The 18,603-nt window shown below is 68.7% G+C and carries 14 protein-coding genes and 1 tRNA gene; 10 read left to right on the forward strand and 5 right to left on the reverse strand.

Annotated elements, in window-relative coordinates:
- Positions 1 to 123: 123 nt before the first annotated feature.
- The gene (locus A4X17_RS12895; RefSeq protein WP_064296091.1) at positions 124 to 876 is read right to left on the reverse strand and encodes a GNAT family N-acetyltransferase; all 753 of its coding nucleotides are present in this window, start codon (positions 874 to 876) and stop codon (positions 124 to 126) included.
- Between the two features lie 212 nt (positions 877 to 1,088).
- Between A4X17_RS12895 and A4X17_RS12900 the strand changes: the two genes are divergently transcribed.
- The 6 genes from A4X17_RS12900 to A4X17_RS12925 all read left to right on the forward strand — a co-directional run bounded on the left by A4X17_RS12900 (position 1,089) and on the right by A4X17_RS12925 (position 7,930).
- Positions 1,089 to 2,375 (forward strand): aspartate kinase, encoded by a 1,287-nt coding sequence (locus A4X17_RS12900; protein ID WP_064296092.1) that lies wholly within the window; start codon positions 1,089 to 1,091, stop codon positions 2,373 to 2,375.
- A 112-nt stretch (positions 2,376 to 2,487) separates the two neighbouring features.
- Positions 2,488 to 3,555, forward strand: coding sequence for an aspartate-semialdehyde dehydrogenase (locus A4X17_RS12905; RefSeq protein ID WP_064296093.1), 1,068 nt, complete (start codon positions 2,488 to 2,490; stop codon positions 3,553 to 3,555).
- Positions 3,556 to 3,589: 34 nt separating this feature from the next.
- Positions 3,590 to 4,321 carry an SGNH/GDSL hydrolase family protein gene (locus A4X17_RS12910; RefSeq protein ID WP_082916156.1) on the forward strand — a complete coding sequence of 244 codons (732 nt, stop codon included), beginning with the start codon at positions 3,590 to 3,592 and terminating at the stop codon, positions 4,319 to 4,321.
- A gap of 115 nt (positions 4,322 to 4,436) precedes the next feature.
- Entirely contained in the window at positions 4,437 to 5,903 is a 1,467-nt protein-coding gene (locus A4X17_RS12915; protein ID WP_064296094.1) for a malate:quinone oxidoreductase, read from the forward strand.
- Positions 5,904 to 5,975: 72 nt separating this feature from the next.
- On the forward strand, positions 5,976 to 6,623 hold the full coding sequence (locus tag A4X17_RS12920) for a thymidine kinase (RefSeq protein WP_064296095.1): 648 nt from the start codon (positions 5,976 to 5,978) through the stop codon (positions 6,621 to 6,623).
- The gene (locus A4X17_RS12925; protein WP_064296096.1) at positions 6,620 to 7,930 is read left to right on the forward strand and encodes a UDP-glucose/GDP-mannose dehydrogenase family protein; all 1,311 of its coding nucleotides are present in this window, start codon (positions 6,620 to 6,622) and stop codon (positions 7,928 to 7,930) included. Before A4X17_RS12920 ends, A4X17_RS12925 begins: the two co-directional genes overlap by 4 nt.
- Here the strand turns inward: A4X17_RS12925 and A4X17_RS12930 are convergent.
- Entirely contained in the window at positions 7,906 to 8,343 is a 438-nt protein-coding gene (locus tag A4X17_RS12930) for a VanZ family protein (protein WP_064296097.1), read from the reverse strand. The genes A4X17_RS12925 and A4X17_RS12930 overlap by 25 nt on opposite strands.
- A gap of 179 nt (positions 8,344 to 8,522) precedes the next feature.
- On the opposite strand from A4X17_RS12930, the gene A4X17_RS12935 reads away from it, so the two are divergent.
- The 4 genes from A4X17_RS12935 (at position 8,523) to A4X17_RS12950 (ending at position 12,036) form a co-directional block, all read left to right on the forward strand.
- The gene (locus A4X17_RS12935) at positions 8,523 to 10,322 is read left to right on the forward strand and encodes a DUF4012 domain-containing protein (protein WP_064296098.1); all 1,800 of its coding nucleotides are present in this window, start codon (positions 8,523 to 8,525) and stop codon (positions 10,320 to 10,322) included.
- A gap of 123 nt (positions 10,323 to 10,445) precedes the next feature.
- The gene (locus tag A4X17_RS12940) at positions 10,446 to 10,991 is read left to right on the forward strand and encodes a hypothetical protein (protein WP_064296099.1); all 546 of its coding nucleotides are present in this window, start codon (positions 10,446 to 10,448) and stop codon (positions 10,989 to 10,991) included.
- 308 nt (positions 10,992 to 11,299) lie between these two features.
- Complete coding sequence (locus A4X17_RS12945) at positions 11,300 to 11,839, forward strand: hypothetical protein (protein WP_064296100.1); 540 nt, start codon at positions 11,300 to 11,302, stop codon at positions 11,837 to 11,839.
- Positions 11,840 to 11,962: 123 nt separating this feature from the next.
- Positions 11,963 to 12,036: transfer RNA gene (locus A4X17_RS12950), tRNA-Pro, on the forward strand.
- 239 nt (positions 12,037 to 12,275) lie between these two features.
- Here A4X17_RS12950 and A4X17_RS12955 read toward each other — a convergent pair.
- From A4X17_RS12955 to A4X17_RS12965, 3 genes are all read right to left on the reverse strand, one after another.
- On the reverse strand, positions 12,276 to 13,250 hold the full coding sequence (locus A4X17_RS12955; protein WP_231884382.1) for a metallophosphoesterase: 975 nt from the start codon (positions 13,248 to 13,250) through the stop codon (positions 12,276 to 12,278).
- Positions 13,251 to 13,398: 148 nt separating this feature from the next.
- On the reverse strand, positions 13,399 to 15,951 hold the full coding sequence (locus A4X17_RS12960) for a transglycosylase domain-containing protein (protein ID WP_138945022.1): 2,553 nt from the start codon (positions 15,949 to 15,951) through the stop codon (positions 13,399 to 13,401).
- A 121-nt stretch (positions 15,952 to 16,072) separates the two neighbouring features.
- Entirely contained in the window at positions 16,073 to 18,412 is a 2,340-nt protein-coding gene (locus A4X17_RS12965) for a transglycosylase domain-containing protein (RefSeq protein ID WP_064296103.1), read from the reverse strand.
- Between the last annotated feature and the right edge of the window lie 191 nt (positions 18,413 to 18,603).

The raw sequence follows: 18,603 nt of genomic DNA on the forward strand, positions 1-18,603 counted from the left end.
CCTCCTCGCCCGCCCCTCCACCCCCTTTTGCCATCGGCCCTTGCTCAGGAGTCGGCCGGTGTGTCGGGGCTGGTGGGTTGCGCCGTGCCGAGGGACTCCTGAGTCAGGGCAGCCGGGCGCGCCTCAGGCGTCGGCGGAGGGCGCCGGCCACTCAGCGACCACCGGCCGGGCCGACAACTGTCGTCCGATCGCGGAGAAGCCGAGCTTGCGGGCGACGGCGCGTGAGCCGGGGTTCGTGTCGGCGGCCCGCCACTGGGGGAGGAGTCCGGCTGCGAGGGCGTGCTCGACCGCGGTCGAGGCGAGCCGGGTCGCGAGACCGGTCCCGCGAGCCTCCGGTGCGGTCAACGCCGTGACGTGCGCGACGCCCAAGGGCCACGACCGGTAGCCGGCGACGGCGAGGACCCGACCGTGCTCGCGCACCGAGAACAGCGGCGAGGTGATGCCGAAGATCCCGCTCTCCGAGGCCTCGTCATCGCCCACCTTCGACAGCAGGGACTCGATGGCCGGGTCGCTCGCCTTGCTCGCCACCACGTCGATCTCCTCGGCCGGTCGGAACCGCCCGGGCAGCAGGTAGTCGAGCGTCGCCGGCCCGAGGACCTCCGCGACCTGCACGCGCGAGCGGAGGAACTCGACCGTCCCGACGCTCCTCGGCGATTCGTCCTCGATGGCGAGCCGCCTGGCGGTGTCCTCGTCGGGCACGATCGCGAGGGCGCTGCCGTCGATCTCGACGACGCCGATCCATCCGGGCGGGCACGCCATCGAGCCGGCGTTCACGACGACGGCGACGCGGCCGGCGGAGAACCGCGCGGTCGGCGAGGCGAGTCCCTGCCAGAGGCGTCGCACCGTCGCGAGCACCCGCGCGTCTTCCTGCTGCATAGGCCAACCCTACCGAGGCACATCCGCCTCCCCGCCGCAGGAGATCGGCCCGACAGCAGGACCCGACGGGCCGAAGCGTCCTGCTGCGAGGCGGATCTCCTGCCCCGGAGCGGGTGAGGGTGCCCTTCGTCACATGAACGGCGCGGAATGCCCGGATGGGTAGGATGATCGCTGGGCCGCTCGTGCCCGCACCGACTTCCCCAGGAGATCCGATGGCATTGATCGTGCAGAAGTTCGGCGGGTCCTCCGTCGCGGACGCCGAGAGCATCAAGCGCGTGGCGAAGCGCATCGTGGAGACCCGCAAAGCGGGCAACGAGGTCGTCGTCGCCGTCTCGGCGATGGGCGACACGACCGACGAACTGCTCGACCTCGCCCACGAAGTGACGCCCATCCCGGCGCCCCGCGAGCTCGACATGCTGCTGTCCAGCGGCGAGCGCATCTCGATGGCACTCCTCGCCATGGCGATCAGCAGCATGGGCTACGTCGCACGCTCCTTCACCGGCAGCCAGGCCGGCATGATCACCGACGCCCAGCACGGTGCAGCGCGCATCGTCGACGTCACCCCAGTGCGCCTGCGCGAGGCCCTCGACGACGGCGCCATCGTCATCGTCGCCGGTTTCCAGGGCTTCAACCGTGACACCCGCGACATCACCACGCTCGGTCGTGGCGGCTCCGACACCACGGCCGTCGCGCTCGCCGCCGCCCTCGACGCCGACGTCTGCGAGATCTACACCGACGTCGACGGCATCTTCACCTCCGACCCCCGCGTCGTCCCGAAAGCCCGGAAGATCGACCGCATCTCCAGCGAGGAGATGCTGGAGCTCGCGGCCTCGGGCGCCAAGGTCCTTTACATCCGCGCCGTCGAGTACGCACGCCGCCACGGCGTGACGCTCCACGTCCGGTCGTCCTTCAACAACAACGAAGGCACGCTCGTCCTCAACGACGCGGGCCGCAACAACCCAGGAGCAGGTGAGGCACCCATGGAGCAGCCCATCGTCGCCGGAGTCGCGACAGACCTCAGCGAAGCCAAGATCACCGTCGTCGGCGTCCCCGACCTGCCGGGCAAGGCGGCGGAGATCTTCACCATCGTCGCGAAGTCGGGCGGCAACGTCGACATGATCGTCCAGAACGTGTCGACCGCCGTCTCCGGCGTCACCGACATCTCGTTCACCCTGCCGAAGCCCGAGGCGCAGCAGGTCCTCCGCGCGCTCGCAGCCGAGCAGGAGCGGGTGGGCTTCTCGGCCATCCAGCACGACGACCAGATCGGCAAGCTCGCCCTCGTCGGTGCCGGCATGCGCACGAACACCGGCGTCTCGGCGAAGCTCTTCGAGGCGCTCAGCGCTGCGGGCATCAACATCGAGATGATCTCCACCAGCGAGATCCGCATCTCGGTCGTGACGCGCGCCGACACCCTCAACAAGGCCGCGAACGTGGTCCACTCCGCGTTCGGTCTCGACGGCGAGGATGAAGCCGTCGTCCACGGTGGCACCGGCCGCTGAGCCGGCTCGTCCACAGGTTCCGGAACCGCCCTTCGACAGGCTCAGGGGCCGGAGCCTGGCCGATCCTGATGCAAGATGGTTCACAACAACCCCTGAAACCAGAGGAATCCCCATGAGCAACGGTGTACGTGTCGGTGTCGTCGGAGCGACCGGTCAGGTCGGCAAGGTCATGCGCCGCCTGCTGGAGGACCGCGAGTTCCCGATCAGCGAGATCCGCTTCTTCGCGACGGCTCGTTCGGCGGGCACGACGCTCCCGTTCCGTGGCCAGGACATCGTCGTCGAGGACGTCGAGACGGCCGACCCGAGCGGCATCGACATCGCCCTGTTCTCGGCTGGCGCGACCGGCTCCCGCACGCAGGCTCCGCGGTTCGCCGCCGCCGGTGCGCTCGTCATCGACAACTCGAGCGCGTGGCGGATGGATCCCGAGGTCCCGCTCGTCGTCAGCGAGGTGAACCCGCACGCCATCAAGGACGCGGTCAAGGGCATCGTCGCGAACCCCAACTGCACGACCATGGCGGCCATGCCGGTCCTCAAGGTCCTCGACGCCGAGGCCGGGCTCACCCGCCTCATCGTCAACACCTACCAGGCCGTCTCCGGGTCCGGACTCGCCGGCGCGGCTGAACTCGCCGGCCAGATCGAGGCCGCGGTCGCCCAGGGCGACCTCACCCGACTCGTCCACGACGGTTCGGCGATCGAGTTCCCGGCTCCCGAGAAGTACGTCGCCCCGATCGCCTTCGACGTCATCCCGCTCGCCGGCTCGATCGTCGACGACGGCCTGGGCGAGACCGACGAGGAGAAGAAGCTCCGCAACGAGAGCCGGAAGATCCTCGAGCTCCCCGAGCTGCTCGTGTCGGGCACCTGCGTGCGCGTGCCCGTGTTCACCGGCCACTCGCTCGCCATCAACGCCGAGTTCTCGGGCGACCTGTCGCCGGAACGTGCGATCGAGCTGCTCCGTGACGCTCCGGGCGTCCAGCTGTCGGACGTTCCGACGCCGCTCGAGGCCGCCGGTGCGGACCCGTCGTTCGTGGGGCGCATCCGTCCCGACCAGAGTGCGCCGGCCGGCAAGGGCCTCGCGCTGTTCATCTCGAACGACAACCTGCGCAAGGGTGCGGCCCTCAACGCGGTGCAGATCGCTGAGATCGTCGCCGCCGAGCTGCTCGCACAGTCCGCAACGGTCTGACCGGCCCTCCCTCCACCCGATCGGGGACGACGACATGGCCCGCCAGCGACCACGCCTGCGCCGACGGTGGTTGGCCGCGTTCATCGCGGCCGCCATCGCCGTCACCGCGGTGATCACCGTGAGTGGCCTGCGTGCCGATGTCCAGCAGACGACGGTCGCCCGCGCCGACACCTCCGGGTCCGAGGTCGCCGTCGGACCGCTCGTCGCGTTCTACGGCGACTCGTACACGAAGGGCTCGGCAGCGTCGTCGCCGGCCGCCCGTTGGTCCTCGCTCGTCGCGAAGGCCGAGGGCTGGACGGAGTACAACGCCGGCTACCCGGGTCTCGGGTTCGTCCGCAAACGCGACAAGGTCGGCGATGTCACGGCGGACGTCATCGCGCAGCACCCCGAGGTCCTCATCGTCGCGCTCGGCATCAACGACAACTTCGAGTGGACCGGCAACGAGCAGGCGATCCGGGAGGCGATCCTGCCGGAGTTCCAGCGGCTGCGCGACGGGCTGCCCGGCACCCGCATCATCGTGGTGGAGCCCTGGTGGTACACCGCTGAGCGACCGGCCTCCGTCGAACAGATCATCGGATGGGTGCACGACGCCGCCGACACCATCGGGGCCGACTACATCTCCGGGGCGTCGCACTGGCTGGACGAGGACCCGGCGACGTGGATCTCCGCCGACGGCCTCCACCCGAGCGACGCCGGGTACGCGCACCTCGCGCAGCGCATGCTCGAGGAGCTCGACGCCCTCACCCCCGCGCTCCCCGGACGCTGACCCGGCGGTCGGGCAGTCGGGCCGAAGTGTCTCGACATCGAGCGATCTCACAGCATGCGATCAGCGACAGCACGCGGGTGGAGAGCTCGGGCCTCGCCGCGACTAGACTGCTCTGGTGACCGAAACCATCGACGTAGCCCTCATTGGTGGTGGCATCATGAGCGCCACGCTCGCCGCCCTCATCCACCAGGTGCAGCCTGACTGGAAGGTCGAGGTGTACGAGCGCCTGAGCGACGTCGCACTCGAGAGCTCCAACCCCTGGAACAACGCCGGGACGGGCCACGCCGCGCTGTGCGAGCTCAACTACATGCCCCAGGACGCCCACGGCCAGGTCGACCCGGCGAAGGCTATCGGCATCAACGAGCAGTTCCAGCTCAGCCGCCAGTTCTGGTCCCACCTCGTCGAGGAGGGTCTGCTCGGCGCACCCGACACCTTCATCAACCCGACCCCGCACATGACGTTCGTCCGCGGCGAGAAGGACGTCGAATACCTGCGGAAGCGTTACGAGGCGCTCAAGGACCAGCCGCTCTTCGCCGGCATCGAGTTCTCGGAGGACCCGGCCGTCATCGCCGAATGGGCTCCGCTCCTCATCAACCGTCGCGCCGTCGGTGAGCGCATCGCGGCCACCCGGATCACCGCGGGCACCGACGTCGACTTCGGGTCGCTCACGCACAAGCTCTTCGGCGCAGCGCCGAACGCCCACGTCCGCACCAACCACGAGGTCCGCTCGCTCAAGCGGCTGAAGGACGGCACGTGGCGCATCCGAGGCCGCCAGACGCTCGGACGATCACCGATGGAGATCAACGCCCGCTTCGTCTTCGTCGGCGCCGGCGGATGGGCGCTCAAGCTGCTGCAGAAGTCCGGGATCCCCGAGATCAAGGGCTACGGCGTCTTCCCCATCGGTGGGCAGTTCCTCCGCACCGACAATCCCGCGGTGGTCTCGAAGCACCAGGCCAAGGTCTACAGCCAGGCCTCGGTCGGGGCCCCGCCGATGTCGGTCCCGCACCTCGACACCCGCGTCGTCGACGGTCAGGCGAGCCTCCTCTTCGGCCCGTACGCGACGTTCAGCCCGAAGTTCCTCAAGCGCGGATCGATGCTCGACCTCGTCACCCAGGTGCGCCCGCACAACCTCCTCCCGATGCTGGCGGTCGCGAAGGACAACCCGAGTCTCATCACGTACCTCATCGGGCAGCTCCTGCAGTCCCGGAAGCAGAAGATGGACAGCCTCCGCGAGTTCCTGCCGACGGCGAAGGACGAGGACTGGTACCTCATCGAGGCCGGGCAGCGAGCCCAGGTCATGAAGAAGGACAAGGCCAAGGGCGGCGTCCTGCAGTTCGGCACCGAGGTCATCACGGGTGCGGACGGCACGATCGCGGGACTGCTGGGCGCTTCCCCCGGCGCGTCGACGGCAGTGCCGATCATGCTCGACGTCCTGCGCAAGTGCTTCCCCGACCGGATGACCGCGTGGGAGCCGAGGCTCCGGGAGATGATCCCGACCTACGGCTCGACGCTGAACGACGTCCCCGAGACGGCGGCGAAGGTCCTCGAGAGCACCGCCGAGGCCCTCGACATCTCGCTGTAGCCCCGACACGGGTGCTCGCCCGGCCCGTCGTCGGATGCGACAGGTGCAGCCCTGGAACCCTAAGCTTGCCTGGTGGCGAAACTGTACTTCCGATACGGGGCGATGAACTCCGGCAAGAGCACCGCCTTGCTCCAGGCGGCGTTCAACTACGAGGAGCGCGGCCACCGCGTCCTCCTCGCCAAGCCGTCCCTCGACACGAAGGGCGACGCCGCCATCGTCAGTCGCCTCGGCGTGACCCGCGACGCCGACTTCCTGCTCGGCCCTGACGACGACGCCGTCCGGGTGTTCGCGGAGCACCGTCGCCGCGTCGTGCAGGAGACCGGCGAGGACGTCAGCTGCCTGCTCGTCGACGAAGCCCAGTTCCTCCACGGGGAACAGGTCGACGACCTGCTGCGCATCGCGCTGCTCGAGGGCATCCCGGTCCTCGCCTACGGCATCCGGACCGACTTCCAGACCGTCGCGTTCCCCGGGAGCCGCCGCCTCCTCGAGGTGGCCCACAGCCTCGAGGAGCTCAAGACGATCTGCCGGTGCGGTCGGAAGGCGATCTTCAACGGCCGCCGGTTCGGCGACACCTTCGTGTTCGACGGCGACCAGGTCGCCATCGACGGCACCACCGTCACCTACGAATCGCTCTGCGGCGTCTGCTACCTGCAGGAGTCCGGCGGTCGCCTGTCCAGCACGCCCACCGCACCTCCCACCAGCGAAGGATCACACGCATGAAGCTCTCCGTCATCGGCTGCGGCTACCTCGGGGCCGTGCACGCGGCCGCCATGGCGTCGATCGGGCACGAGGTCGTCGGCATCGACGTCGACCCCGCCAAGATCGAGGCGCTCTCCGCCGGACGCTCGCCGATCTTCGAGCCCGGCCTGCCGGAGCTGCTGCTGGCCGGCGTCGAGTCGGGCCGCCTGCGGTTCAGCACGGACATGGCCGACGCGGCCGGGGCCACCATGCACTTCGTCGCGGTCGGCACACCGCAGAAGGCCGGCTCCAACGCGGCTGACCTGCGGTACGTGGACGCCGCGGTGACGGCCCTCCTGCCGCATCTGTCGGCAGGAGACGTCGTCGTCGGCAAGTCGACCGTCCCCGTCGGCACCGCTGCGCGCCTGGCCGAACTCGTCGCCCCGACCGGCGCCGTGCTCGCCTGGAACCCCGAGTTCCTGCGGGAGGGCTTCGCCGTGCAGGACACGATCGCGCCCGACCGACTCGTGTACGGGCTGCCGCCGGCTCCCGAGGACGCCGCCGTCGCGCGAGCCGCCTTCGACGAGGTCTACGCGCAGGCACTCTCCACCGGCACGCCGCTCGTCGCCACCGGGTACTCGACCGCGGAGCTCGTGAAGGTCGCCGCGAACGCGTTCCTCGCCACGAAGATCTCCTTTATCAACGCGATGGCGGAGATCGCCGAGGTCACCGACGCCGACGTCACGGAGCTCGCCGACGCGATCGGCTACGACGCCCGGATCGGTCGCCGCTTCCTCAACGCCGGTGTCGGGTTCGGCGGCGGCTGCCTGCCGAAGGACATCCGCGCCTTCACCGCTCGCGCCGAAGAGCTCGGTCGTGGGGAGTCGGTGGCCTTCCTCAAGGAGGTCGACGCGATCAACCTGCGTCGTCGTCAGCGCGTCATCGACCTCGTCGTCGAGGAGCTCGGCGGGAGCGCCTACCAGAAGCGGGTCGCGGTGCTCGGGCTCGCGTTCAAGCCCGACAGCGACGACGTCCGAGACTCGCCGGCCCTCGACGTCGCCGTCGGCCTCAACGGACTGGGTGCGAAGGTGCTCGCCTTCGATCCGGAAGCGGTCCCCAACGCGCGTCGACTCCACCCGCAGCTGACGTTCGCGGACTCGGCGGAAGAGGCCGTGACGGACGCGGACATCGTCGTGGTCGTGACCGAGTGGAAGGCGTTCCGCGCCCTGGACCCCTCGGCCGTCGCCGAGCTGACTGCGGGCAAGACGATCGTGGACGGACGCAACTGCCTCGACGTGGACGCCTGGCGGGGCGCCGGGTGGCGTTACGTCGGTCTCGGTCGTCCGTGACCGGTGACGAGTAGCCGGACGACGAGCACGATCGTCGCGCCGAGCAGGCCTCCGGCCCCATTGGCGTAGACGTCGGCGATCGTCGCGACCCGCTCGGGGAGCAGGGTCTGTCCGAGTTCGATCGCGATCGAGAACAGGGTCGTCGTCAGTGGCGCGACCCACCAGAGCCGCAAGGGCAGCTCCAGGGCGAGCAGGGCGCCGAGCGGGATGAACAGCACGACGTTCGCGGCCGATTCGACGAAGCGGTAGTCGAACCAGGTCGGCGCGCCCGCAGCCTGCAAGCGATCGAGGATCGCCAGCAGCGTCGTCCGGCCGTCGGCGTCGACGGGCGTCGGCCAGAACGCGATGCCGAGCATGACGCACAGGCAGAGCAGCAGCAGGATCCCGATCACGATGCGCGGCGTGCGGGTCATCTGCGGTGCGGCTCCAGATCGGTCGACGAGGGTGCTGACAGCACCTCGCAATCGTAGGCCATGAGCGGTCGTGAGCCCGGTTGCCGCGTGTGCCGTCCACCCCTGAAAGGGGGCGTGCACCGTCCTTCGGTGGCCGTCATCCGGCGGTTAGGCTGTGCCTACCCGAACAAGGAGCACTCTTGGCTGACCCACGCCCGGCGACGGCCGGCATCCGCCTGCCCGGTCGACGGCGTTCGCGACTGTGGTGGATCGCACTCGCCGTCCTCCTCGTCGTCCTCGCGCTCGGAGCCTGGCTCGGCGTCCGGGCGTCCCTGGCGAAGAACGCGCTCGAAGCCGCCCAGTCGGAGGCGAAGTCGCTCCAATCGGCCGTGCTCGACGGCGACGCGAGCGGCACCGAGGCCACGCAGCGTGCCCTCACCACGCACACCGGCGAGGCGGTGTCCCTGACGAGTGATCCCATCTGGCGGGCGGCCGAGGCGGTCCCGTTCCTCGGCGTGAACTTCTCCGCAGTGCGACAGGCTGCCGCTGCGACCGACGACGTCGCGGTCGATGTCGTGCCGAAGGTCGTGGCGATCGCCGATCAGGTCAACCTGTCGTCCCTGCTCCCCGGGGACGGATCGATCGCGACGGAGCCGCTCCGCACCGTCGCGCCGACCGTGGCCGAGGCGGCCGCAGCGGCTGACACCATCGCCGGGCGCGTGGACACGATCGGCACTGACGGTGCGCTGCCGGTGGTCGCCGACGCCGTCGAGAAGCTCACCCGGACGATCACCGGTGCCTCCACGATGCTCGACACCGCGGCGCGGGCGACGGCGCTCCTGCCGGACATGGCGGGCGGCGCCGGACCTCGGAACATCATGGTGATGATCCAGAACAACGCGGAGCTGCGCTCGAGTGGCGGCATCGCCGGAGCGGTGGCCCTCCTCCATGCGGAGAACGGCGTCATCTCCTTCGTCGGGACCAGGGGGAGCGACGACTTCTCCGGATTCCCCGCCCCCGTGCTACCGCTCACCCCGTTCGAACAGAACGTCTACACCGACAACCTCGGCCGGTACATCCAGGACACCAACCTCACGGTCGACTTCAGCCGCACCGGCGAGCTCGCCGCAGCCATGGGGACCCAGGTCTTCGGCGTGCCCATCGACACCGTCGTCGCCGTCGACCCGTATGTCCTCGCACATCTGTTGGAGGCGACCGGACCCGTGAACCTCCCGGACGGCACCGAGCTCACCGCCGACAATGCGGCGAAGACACTGTTGAGTGACGTCTACGCCCGGTTCCCCGACCGGCTCGTGCAGGACGCGTTCTTCGCCGCGGTCTCGGGTGAGGTGTTCGAGGGCATGATCTCCCGCTCGCCCGACCCCGGCGCCCTCGTCCAGGCCCTGTCCGCGTCCGGTGCGGAGAACCGTCTCCACGTGTGGAGTGCGGTCCCCACCGAACAGGCGTTGATCGCCGAGACGAGCCTCGCCGGGATCCCACCGGCGACCGACGACGCAGCCGTGTACACCGGGGTCTACCTCGAAGACCTGACCCGCGCGAAGATGGACTACTACCTGGAGACGAAGGTCGACATCCGCGACGCCCGGTGCACGAAACAGGGCGCCGAATACGTCGTCGCCGTCACCCTGACGTCCACCGCACCGGCGGACGCCGCGACCTCCCTGCCCGACTACGTGACCGCGGGTGGGCGGTTCGGCACCCCCGCAGGAGACATCGCGACGCGCGTCGTGATCCACGGCCCGCTGGGTGCGAGCCTGCTCGGTGCGAGCGACGGCGAGGACCTGCCGGTCAAGGCCGTGACCGACCCGAACGGTCGTCTCTACGCCCAGACCGACGTGACCCTCACTCCGGGGGCGACAACGGAACTCGTCTTCACGGTGCTCGCTCCGAAGGCCTCCGATGTACCCCCAAACCTGGTCACAACCCCCGGAATCACGGGCAAAACGACCATTTCAGCCTTCCCTCGGTGCGGCTCCTGACATAGCATGACAACACCTCAGGAAGCCACGCACCCGAATTCGTGACCCTGGGGAACCTCGCGCGGACGCCCACCCGAAATCGGCGGACGCAGGGGGTATTCGACGTTCCTTGGGGATATCAACATGAAGCGCACCCTTGCCCTAGCATCGCTCTGCCTCCTGGCAGTCTTCGCGGCCCCGACCGCCGCGAGCGCAGCGACCGACTCGTCCACCTACGGCCCTGCCGGCTGTGCGACCCTCACACCGGTGTCGGTGACCCAGGGGGAGTCGACCGTCTTCCGCTGCGACGGCACCTTCGACCCCGGCACTCCGGTGACGGTCACCGTCGCCGGGCCCGGCTGCAGCATTCCCGCTGCGAAGCCGAACACCGCCGGAGCGACCGAGCAGGCCGCCGAGCAGAGCGCCGTACCCACGTCCGGCACGTTCAGCGCCGACGCCGCCCGCGCGTTCGCGGTGACGATCGAGACCAGCAAGACCGCCTCCGGCACCTGCATGGTCACGGCGACCCAGGGCGCCACCACGGAGAGTGCCTCGTTCCAGGTCTCGGAGCGCGAGTTCGCCTCGACCGGCTTCGACGGTGGAGCCCTGCCGTGGATCGGCGGAGGCCTCCTCGTCGTCGGTGCCGGCGTCGTCGGAGCGATGGCGATCCGTCGCCGCAAGACGGCCTGATCCGTCGTTCGGGATGCGTGGTCCGAGCGGTCCTCCGCTCGGACCACGGCCTGAAGGGAGGGCACCTCACCCTCCTGGGCTTCGGCCTGGCACGGTCCTCACCCGGCGTGGCGTCAGGCGGACAGGGCGTACCCCCAAAGGTGGTCACATCCGCGGAATTCCGCGGAAGTTCAGCCCTGGAGGGATGACGGCTGCCCTAGCATGATGACGGCCATGGAGGCCACGAGTGAACAGCGCTCCGCTCCAGGCCGTGTCCGCATGTCGCATCACGCCGCGCATGCGCCATCCGCACACCTAGGGGCCCGCACATGAAACGAACTCTCTCCGCCGCCGCACTCGTCCTCCTCGCCGTCGTCGCGCTGCCCACCGCAGCCAACGCGGTCGAGGGCGACAGCTACGGTCCAGGCAGCTGTAACTCGATCACGCCGGCGAGCGTCGCGCGCGGCGCGGCGGTCTCGTACTCGTGCTCGGACTTCTGGGCCGCGAACCAGACCGTGTCGATCACCATCGACTCCTCGGTGGCCGGCGTCTCCGCTCGCACGCTGTCGACCGTCGCTGACGCCGCCGGAGACATCCAGGTCTCCATCGACACGGCTGCGGACCCCGCGGGCACCTACACGCTGACCGCGACCCAGGGCACCGTGACCGATTCATCGGACTTCACCGTCCTGGACCCCGCGGATGCCGCTGCGGCCGCCGCATCGGCCTCCGACCCGTCTGCCGGGGGTAACGCCCTCGCCGACACCGGGTTCGCTGGAACCGCCCTCCCATGGGTGGCCGGTGGGCTCCTCGCCGTCGGTGCCGCCGCGGTCGGCACCGTGGTCGTACGTCGCCGTCAGCAGGCGTGAGAGCACGGATCGGCCGGGCGGCGATGGCGGCGTCCGGCTGATCCGGTCCGGGATGCACCGATTCCAGGAAGTGGCGAACAGCCGCTGAAAAATCGGCTATCCTAGACAAGGCCTTCGGGCCATCGGGGTGTGGCGCAGTTTGGTAGCGCGCTTCGTTCGGGACGAAGAGGTCGTGGGTTCAAATCCCGCTACCCCGACAGCAAAGCCCGGTCAGACAAGAGATTGTCTGGCCGGGCTTCTCTGTTTTCGTGGGCTGGCGGTCCGCTGGGCTGGCGGGTTGCACATCCCGCTACCCCGACAGCAAAGCCCGGCAGATACGCAAGTATCCGCCGGGCTTCTCTGTTTCTCGGGCTGGCGGGTTGCACATCCCGCTACCCCGACAGCACAGCTTGGAAGGTCCCGGTCCCTGAGCCTGTCGAAGGGCAGTCCGGCCCGGTCAGACCACCGTGCGACGGGGGAGGAGCGTCACGAGCGACGCTTCCGGCCGGCAGGCGAAGCGCACGGGCGCATAGATGGACGTGCCGACACCCGCCGACACGTTCAGGTACGCCGAGCGGAGGGCGTGGCGCCAGACGCTGAGCCCCTTCACCTGCTTGCGCGGGATGTCGCAGTTCGTCACGAGTGCCCCGTAGCCCGGCACGCAGACCTGACCACCGTGAGTGTGCCCGGCGAAGATGAACTGCGCCCCCTGCGTCACGAACGCGTCGAGGACTCGCCGATACGGAGCGTGCATCACGCCCACCGTCACGGTGTGTGCCAGCGACGGGTCGTCGGTCTCCAACGTCTCGGCGTCCAGTCGCTCGTCGATGAGTGCCGTGAGCGTGTCCAGGCGGTCGAAGTGCTTGTGCGGGTCGTCGACGCCGAACAGGTCGAGGCGGGTCCCGCCGACCGAGATCTCACCGACCGCGTTGTTGAGGTCGATCCAGCCGAGTTCGTCCATGAAGAACCGCTCGAGCGCGCCCGTGTCGAGCGTCGTCGGGGAGACGTGCTTCGAGGAGGTCTGTGTGAAGTACTTGAAGGGGTTCTTCGCGGTCGGACCGTAGTAGTCGTTCGAGCCGTGCACGAACGCCCCCGGAACCCCGGCGAACACCGAGAGCGCAGCCCGGATCCCGTCGATGCCCTGCTCATGTCCCAGGTTGTCGCCCGTGTTGATCACGACGTCCGGCCGGAGATCCGCCAGCGACCGCAGCCAGGCCTGCTTCCGGCGCTGCCAGGGTGCCATGTGGAGGTCGGAGAGGTGCAGCACGGTGATCGGCTCGGCATCGGGCGGGAGGACCGGAGCGGTCACCCTGCGCAGCGTGAAGGCGTTGCGCTCGATCACCGACGCGTACCCGAAGGTGAGGGCCCCGAGGCCTGCCACGACGGCCGCTGCCGTTCCGAGTCTGCCGCCGGTGCTCATGGGTGCCGCCATCGATCGTCTCCTCCTCGGTCGTCGAGTGGTGCCGACCGTCCCACGAGCGTACCCGCTGACCCCTCCGAAGACGCCCGGAGCGCATCCGCGGCTACGACGAAGGGCCCGGTCGACATCCGACCGGGCCCTTCGTCATCGCGTCAGAGCGTCAACACTTGTCCTTCGTGATCGACACCGTGATCTTCGCGTCCTTCTTCGCCTGGGATCCGGCTGGTGGATCCACGCCGGTCACCTTCGTGGCCGTAGCCGCGGGATCCGCGACGCACTTCTGACCCACGTTCGAGAACCCGGCACCCTGGATGGCCGCCTTCGCCTCGTCGAAGCTGGCGGCAGCGCTCACATCGGGGATGACGCCCACCAGGCCGTTGCTCGTGTAGACGGTGATGATCGAGCCCTTCGGGACCGTGCCTGCAGGGTTGGTGCTGGCAGCCTGACCCACGGGGAGGGCGGAGTCGGCGGCGCCGCCGTTCGCGAAGCCGAAGCCGGCATCCTCGAGGATCTTCTGTGCCTCCTCGATGGACTTCCCGGCGACGTCCGGCACCTGGACGGACTGGCCGTTGATGAGGGATGGATCCGGGTCGCCGAACTCTGTGCCGCCGTACTTGCCGTTGGCGACCCTCATGATCTTCGGCCAGATGGAGTGACGGAGTACGGCCACCTGCGTGCCGTCGAAGTACGTGCGCCGGAGGTTGACGTGTCCGGTCGCGTTGAACACACCGACGATCGTGGCAGCGGAGGTGCTTGCGCCACTCATCCAGGTCGCCTCGTTGTTGTCGGTCGTGCCCGTCTTACCGATCAGCGGAATGCCGTCGCCGACAGTGGAAGAACTCGTCGTGCCGCCATTGAAGGTCGCCTTGAGGGCGACGTTCGCCGTCGACGCCACATTTGGCTCGAGCCCTTGACGGCAGTTCGCCGCGGGGACGGGGATCTCGGAGCCGTCGGGCTTGACGACGCGGTCGATCGCGATCGGGTCGCAGGTGATACCGCCGGAGGCGAAGGTCGCGAAGGCCGTCGCCATGCTGAGCGGGGCGACCTCGTTCGTGCCGAGCACGGTGGCAGGGGACTGCAGGAGCGGCCCGCCGTCGGCGCGGTGCACGCCCATCGACTCGGCCGTCTTGCGGATGCCACAGAGGTCGAGCTGCTTCGACATGGCGATGAAGCCCGTGTTGATCGAGTTCTTGGTGGACTGCATGGCGGTGTAGTACCCGCCGTTGCCGCCCTCGTCGTTGCCGGGGTTCCAGTCGGAACCTGCGTAGACCGTGCCGCCGTCGGCGCAGGAGTCCTTGAACGTACCCCACGGCGAGCGCTTGCGACCGTCGACGCCCTCATTCAGGCCGTGGCCCTCCTTCAGCCACTCGGCGAGGGTGAAGGTCTTGTACGTCGAGCCGGGCTGGAAACCGCTGGACCCGCCGTAGTCGTAGTCGGTGTTGTAGTTGACGCCGCTGAAGTTCGCTCCGGTCGCAGCGATCTCCGGATCGTTCGTGTAGTCCTTGTTCTGCGCCATCGCGAGGATCCGACCGGTCTTCGGCTGGACCGTGACGGCGACCGCTCCGATGTCGAGCTGGTCGCTCGCGTGCGGGATGTACGCGTCGAGCGCGCTCTGTGCGGCCCACTGCAGGTCGAGGTCGAGTGTGGTGAACACGCTGTAGCCGCCGCGGTTGAACGCCGCCCACCGCTCGTCCTCGGTCTCACCGAAGATCGGGTTGTTCTGGAACACGCGGGTGACGTAGTCGCAGAAGAACCCGGAGCCGGGGCTGATGTTCACGGCCGTCTGGCAACCCGTGCTGGCCGGCGTGATCGTGGGCGTGATCACGGTGGCGATGGCCACGTCGAACTGCTCCTGCGTGATCTTGCCCTCCTTGATCATCTGCTTGAGGACGTAATCGCGGCGGTCCTTCGTCAGCGCGTACCCGTTGGCCGCGCCGTTGGTCTCGCTCTCGGGGCGGTCGAGACGCAGCGTCTCGGGGTTGTTCACGATCGCCATCAGCGTCGCGGCCTGCTCCAGGTTGAGGTTCGCCGCGGTCGTGTTGAAGTAGTAGTTCGCTGCGGCTTCGATGCCGTAGGTACGGCCGCCGAAGCCGGCGATGTTCAGGTAGCCCCGGAGGATGTCCTGCTTGCCATAGCGCTTCTCGAGGCCGATGGCCATGCGCATCTCCTTGAGCTTGCGCTCCGGAGTGGTCTTGGTGGCCTCGTCGTACGCGGCCTCCATCTTCTCCTTGTCGGTGATCGCCTCGGCCTTCTGCACGAGCACGTTCTTCACGTACTGCTGCGTGATCGACGAACCACCCTGGAGGTCGTTGCCGGACAGGCTGATCGCGGCCGCGCGGATCGTACCCGTGAGGTCGACACCGCCGTGCTCGTAGAAGCGCGGGTCCTCGGCCGAGACGGCCGCGTCCTTCACGAACTGGTTGATCTGGTCCCAACCGACCTCGATGCGGTTCTGCGTGTAGAACGACGCGAGCAGCTGCGGCGTACCGGCGCTGTCGGTCGCGTAGATGTTGGACTTCTGCGCCAGCTCGTCGAGGGCCAGGTAGTCGGGCAGACCGTCGAACACGTTGATCGTGCTGTTGGTCGCGATCCCCGTGACGGCGAGCGCCGGGGTGACCGTGGCGGTGACGAGGACGCCCGCGGCGACACTCAGGCCGAGGAAGCCGAGGAAGCCGCCGAGCACACCGGTGGCCGTGCGATGTTGTTGAGGCATGGATCGATGCTAAGCGACAATCCTGAAAAAGGCCCGCTCAGGGCTGCGTTGAAACCCGATCGTTGCCGCCGGGCGACGCGACGCGACTGTCGGTCGGCGTGCGACCGGCAGCCGCATCCGATCATCCGGGCGAGCCGTTCCCGTTCCCGTTCCCGGCTCCGCCGCCGTTCCCAGGGGCTGCGGGCCCGCCGTCCTCGCCGGTCCCATCGGTGTCCGCGCCGTCGCCCGGTGCCGGTGTCGGCACCTCGCTCGGGGCCTGCGTCGGGTCGGCGGTGGGTGTCGGAGCGGGCGTCGAGTCCTCCTCGCTACTGCCGGAACCGTCGCCCTGCAGCGTCGCGCGGTCCGCCTCGGGGAAGTCGCCACCCGGATACTTGGCGAGCGCGGCGGACATGACCGCCGGCCAGATGTAGTGCCGCATGGACGCGACCTGGGTTCCGCCGATGTAGGTGTCGCGGAGGTTGACGTGTCCGCTGACGTTGAAGGTGCCGACGACCGTCGCGACCGTCGTGCTCGCGCCGCTCATCCAGGTCGCCTCGGCGTTGTCGGTGGTGCCGGTCTTGCCGATCAGCTCACCGACGCCGTCGGTGCGGGCGCCCGAAGCGGACGCGGTGCCGTTGGAGACGACGCCTTGGAGGACGTCGTCGGCCGCCGCCGCCACTTTCGCATCGACGGATTGACGGCAATTCGCCGAGGGGACCTCGGCGGTGGAACCGTCGGGCTTCGTGATCGAGTCGATCGCGATCGGGTCGCACGTCTTGCCGCCGGCGGCGAGCGTCGCGAAGGCGGTCGCCATGCTCAGCGGGGCGACCTCGTTCGTGCCGAGCACGGTCGCGGGGGAGTTGTTCAACGGTGCGCCGTCGGCACGGTGCACGCCCATCGACTCGGCGGTCTTGCTGATGTCGCAGAGGTCGAGCTCCTGCGCCATCGCGATGAACGCGGTGTTGATCGACTGCTGCGTCGCGCGTCTGACGGTGTAGGACCCGGATTCTCCCTCGTCGTTCCGCGGACTCCACCCGGCCTCGGCCTGCTCCCTCCCACCCGGGACGCAACTGTTGGTGAAGGTGCCCCAGTCGGATCGACGGTTCGCGTTGATCGACTCGTTGACGCCCTTGCCCGACTTCAGCCAGTCCGTCAGGGTGAAGATCTTGTACGTCGACCCGGGCTGGAAGCCCGCCGATCCGCCGTAGGCCTGATCGGTGTTGTAGTTGATGGCGCTGTAGTTGGAACCCGTCGCGAGCACGTCGGGATCCTGCGAGTAGTCCTTGTTCTGGGCCATGGCGAGGATCCGGCCACTGCCCGGCTGGACACTCACCGAGACGGCACCGAGGTCGAGCTCGGTGGTCGTCTTCGGCACGTACTCGTCGATCGCGGCCTGCGACGCGGCCTGGAGGTCGAGGTCGAGCGTCGTGAACACGCTGTACCCGCCGCGCTTGAAGTTCGTCCACCGTTCGTCCTGTGTGGCGCCGAAGATCTCGTTGTTCTGCAGCACGTTCGTCACGTAGTCACAGAAGTAGGCGGATGACCCGGCTGCGGAACAACCGGTGATGGGAGGCACGATCGTCGGGGTGATCGGGATCGCCACGGCGGTGTCGTGCTGCTCCTTGGAGATCTTCTGCTCCTTGAGCATCTGGTCGAGGACGTAGTCCCGACGCGTCTTCGTCAGGGCGTAGCCGTTGGCCGCGCCGTTGTCGGCGCTGTCGGGCTTGTCGATCCTGAGGTTCTCGGGATTGTTGACGATCGCCAGCAGTGTCGCCGCCTGCTCCAGCGTGAGGTTGGCCGCCGTGGTGTTGAAGTAGTAGTTGGACGCCGCCTCGATCCCGTAGACGCGTCCGCCGAAACCGGAGATGTTGAGGTACCCGCGGAGGATGTCCTCCTTGCCGTACGTCTTCTCGAGACCGATCGCGAGTCGCATCTCCTTGAGCTTGCGCTCCGGGGTCGTCGCGGTCGCCTCCTCGTAGGCCGCGTCGCTCTCCTTCTTGTCGGGGATCGCCTCGGCCTTCTGCACCAGGACGTTCTTCACGTACTGCTGCGTGATGGAGGAGCCACCTTGCGTCGACCCGCCGGCGGCGTTGTTGACGACCGCCCGGACGGTGCCCGCGAGGTCGATGCCACCGTGTTCGAAGAAGCGGGGGTCCTCGGCCGAGACCGCGGCGTCCTTCGCGAACTGGGAGATCTGGTCCCAGCTGTCCTCGATCCGGTTCTGGTCGTAGAAGGAGGCGAGGAGCACCGGGTTGCCGGCGGAGTCCTTGGCGTAGATGCTCGACTTCTGGGCGAGCGAGTCGAGCTGGAGGTAGTCGGGGAGACCGTCGAAGACGGAGATGCCCGTGGAGGTGGCGAGACCGGTCATCGCGATGGCAGGGGTGACCGCGGCGGTGGCGAGCACACCGGCGGCGACGCTCAAGCCGACGAAGCCGAGGACGCTCTGCGCGACCGTCTTCGCGGGGGTACGTGGTTCAGGCATAGGATCGAAGGTAAGCGGGGAAACTGTGAGCGAGCTTCACTTGGGGCCCGCCATGAGCATCCCCTGCGCCTCCGCCTCTCCGTGCGGAGCGCCCGATCGAGGAGAGACATGACCCGCTGGGAGTACCTCACCACGCCGTTGATGATCCACAACACGGCAGCCATCCTGAACAACTGGGGCGGGGAGGGTTG

The organism is Plantibacter sp. H53 (genome assembly GCF_001650455.1).
GTDB lineage: Bacteria > Actinomycetota > Actinomycetes > Actinomycetales > Microbacteriaceae > Plantibacter > Plantibacter flavus_A.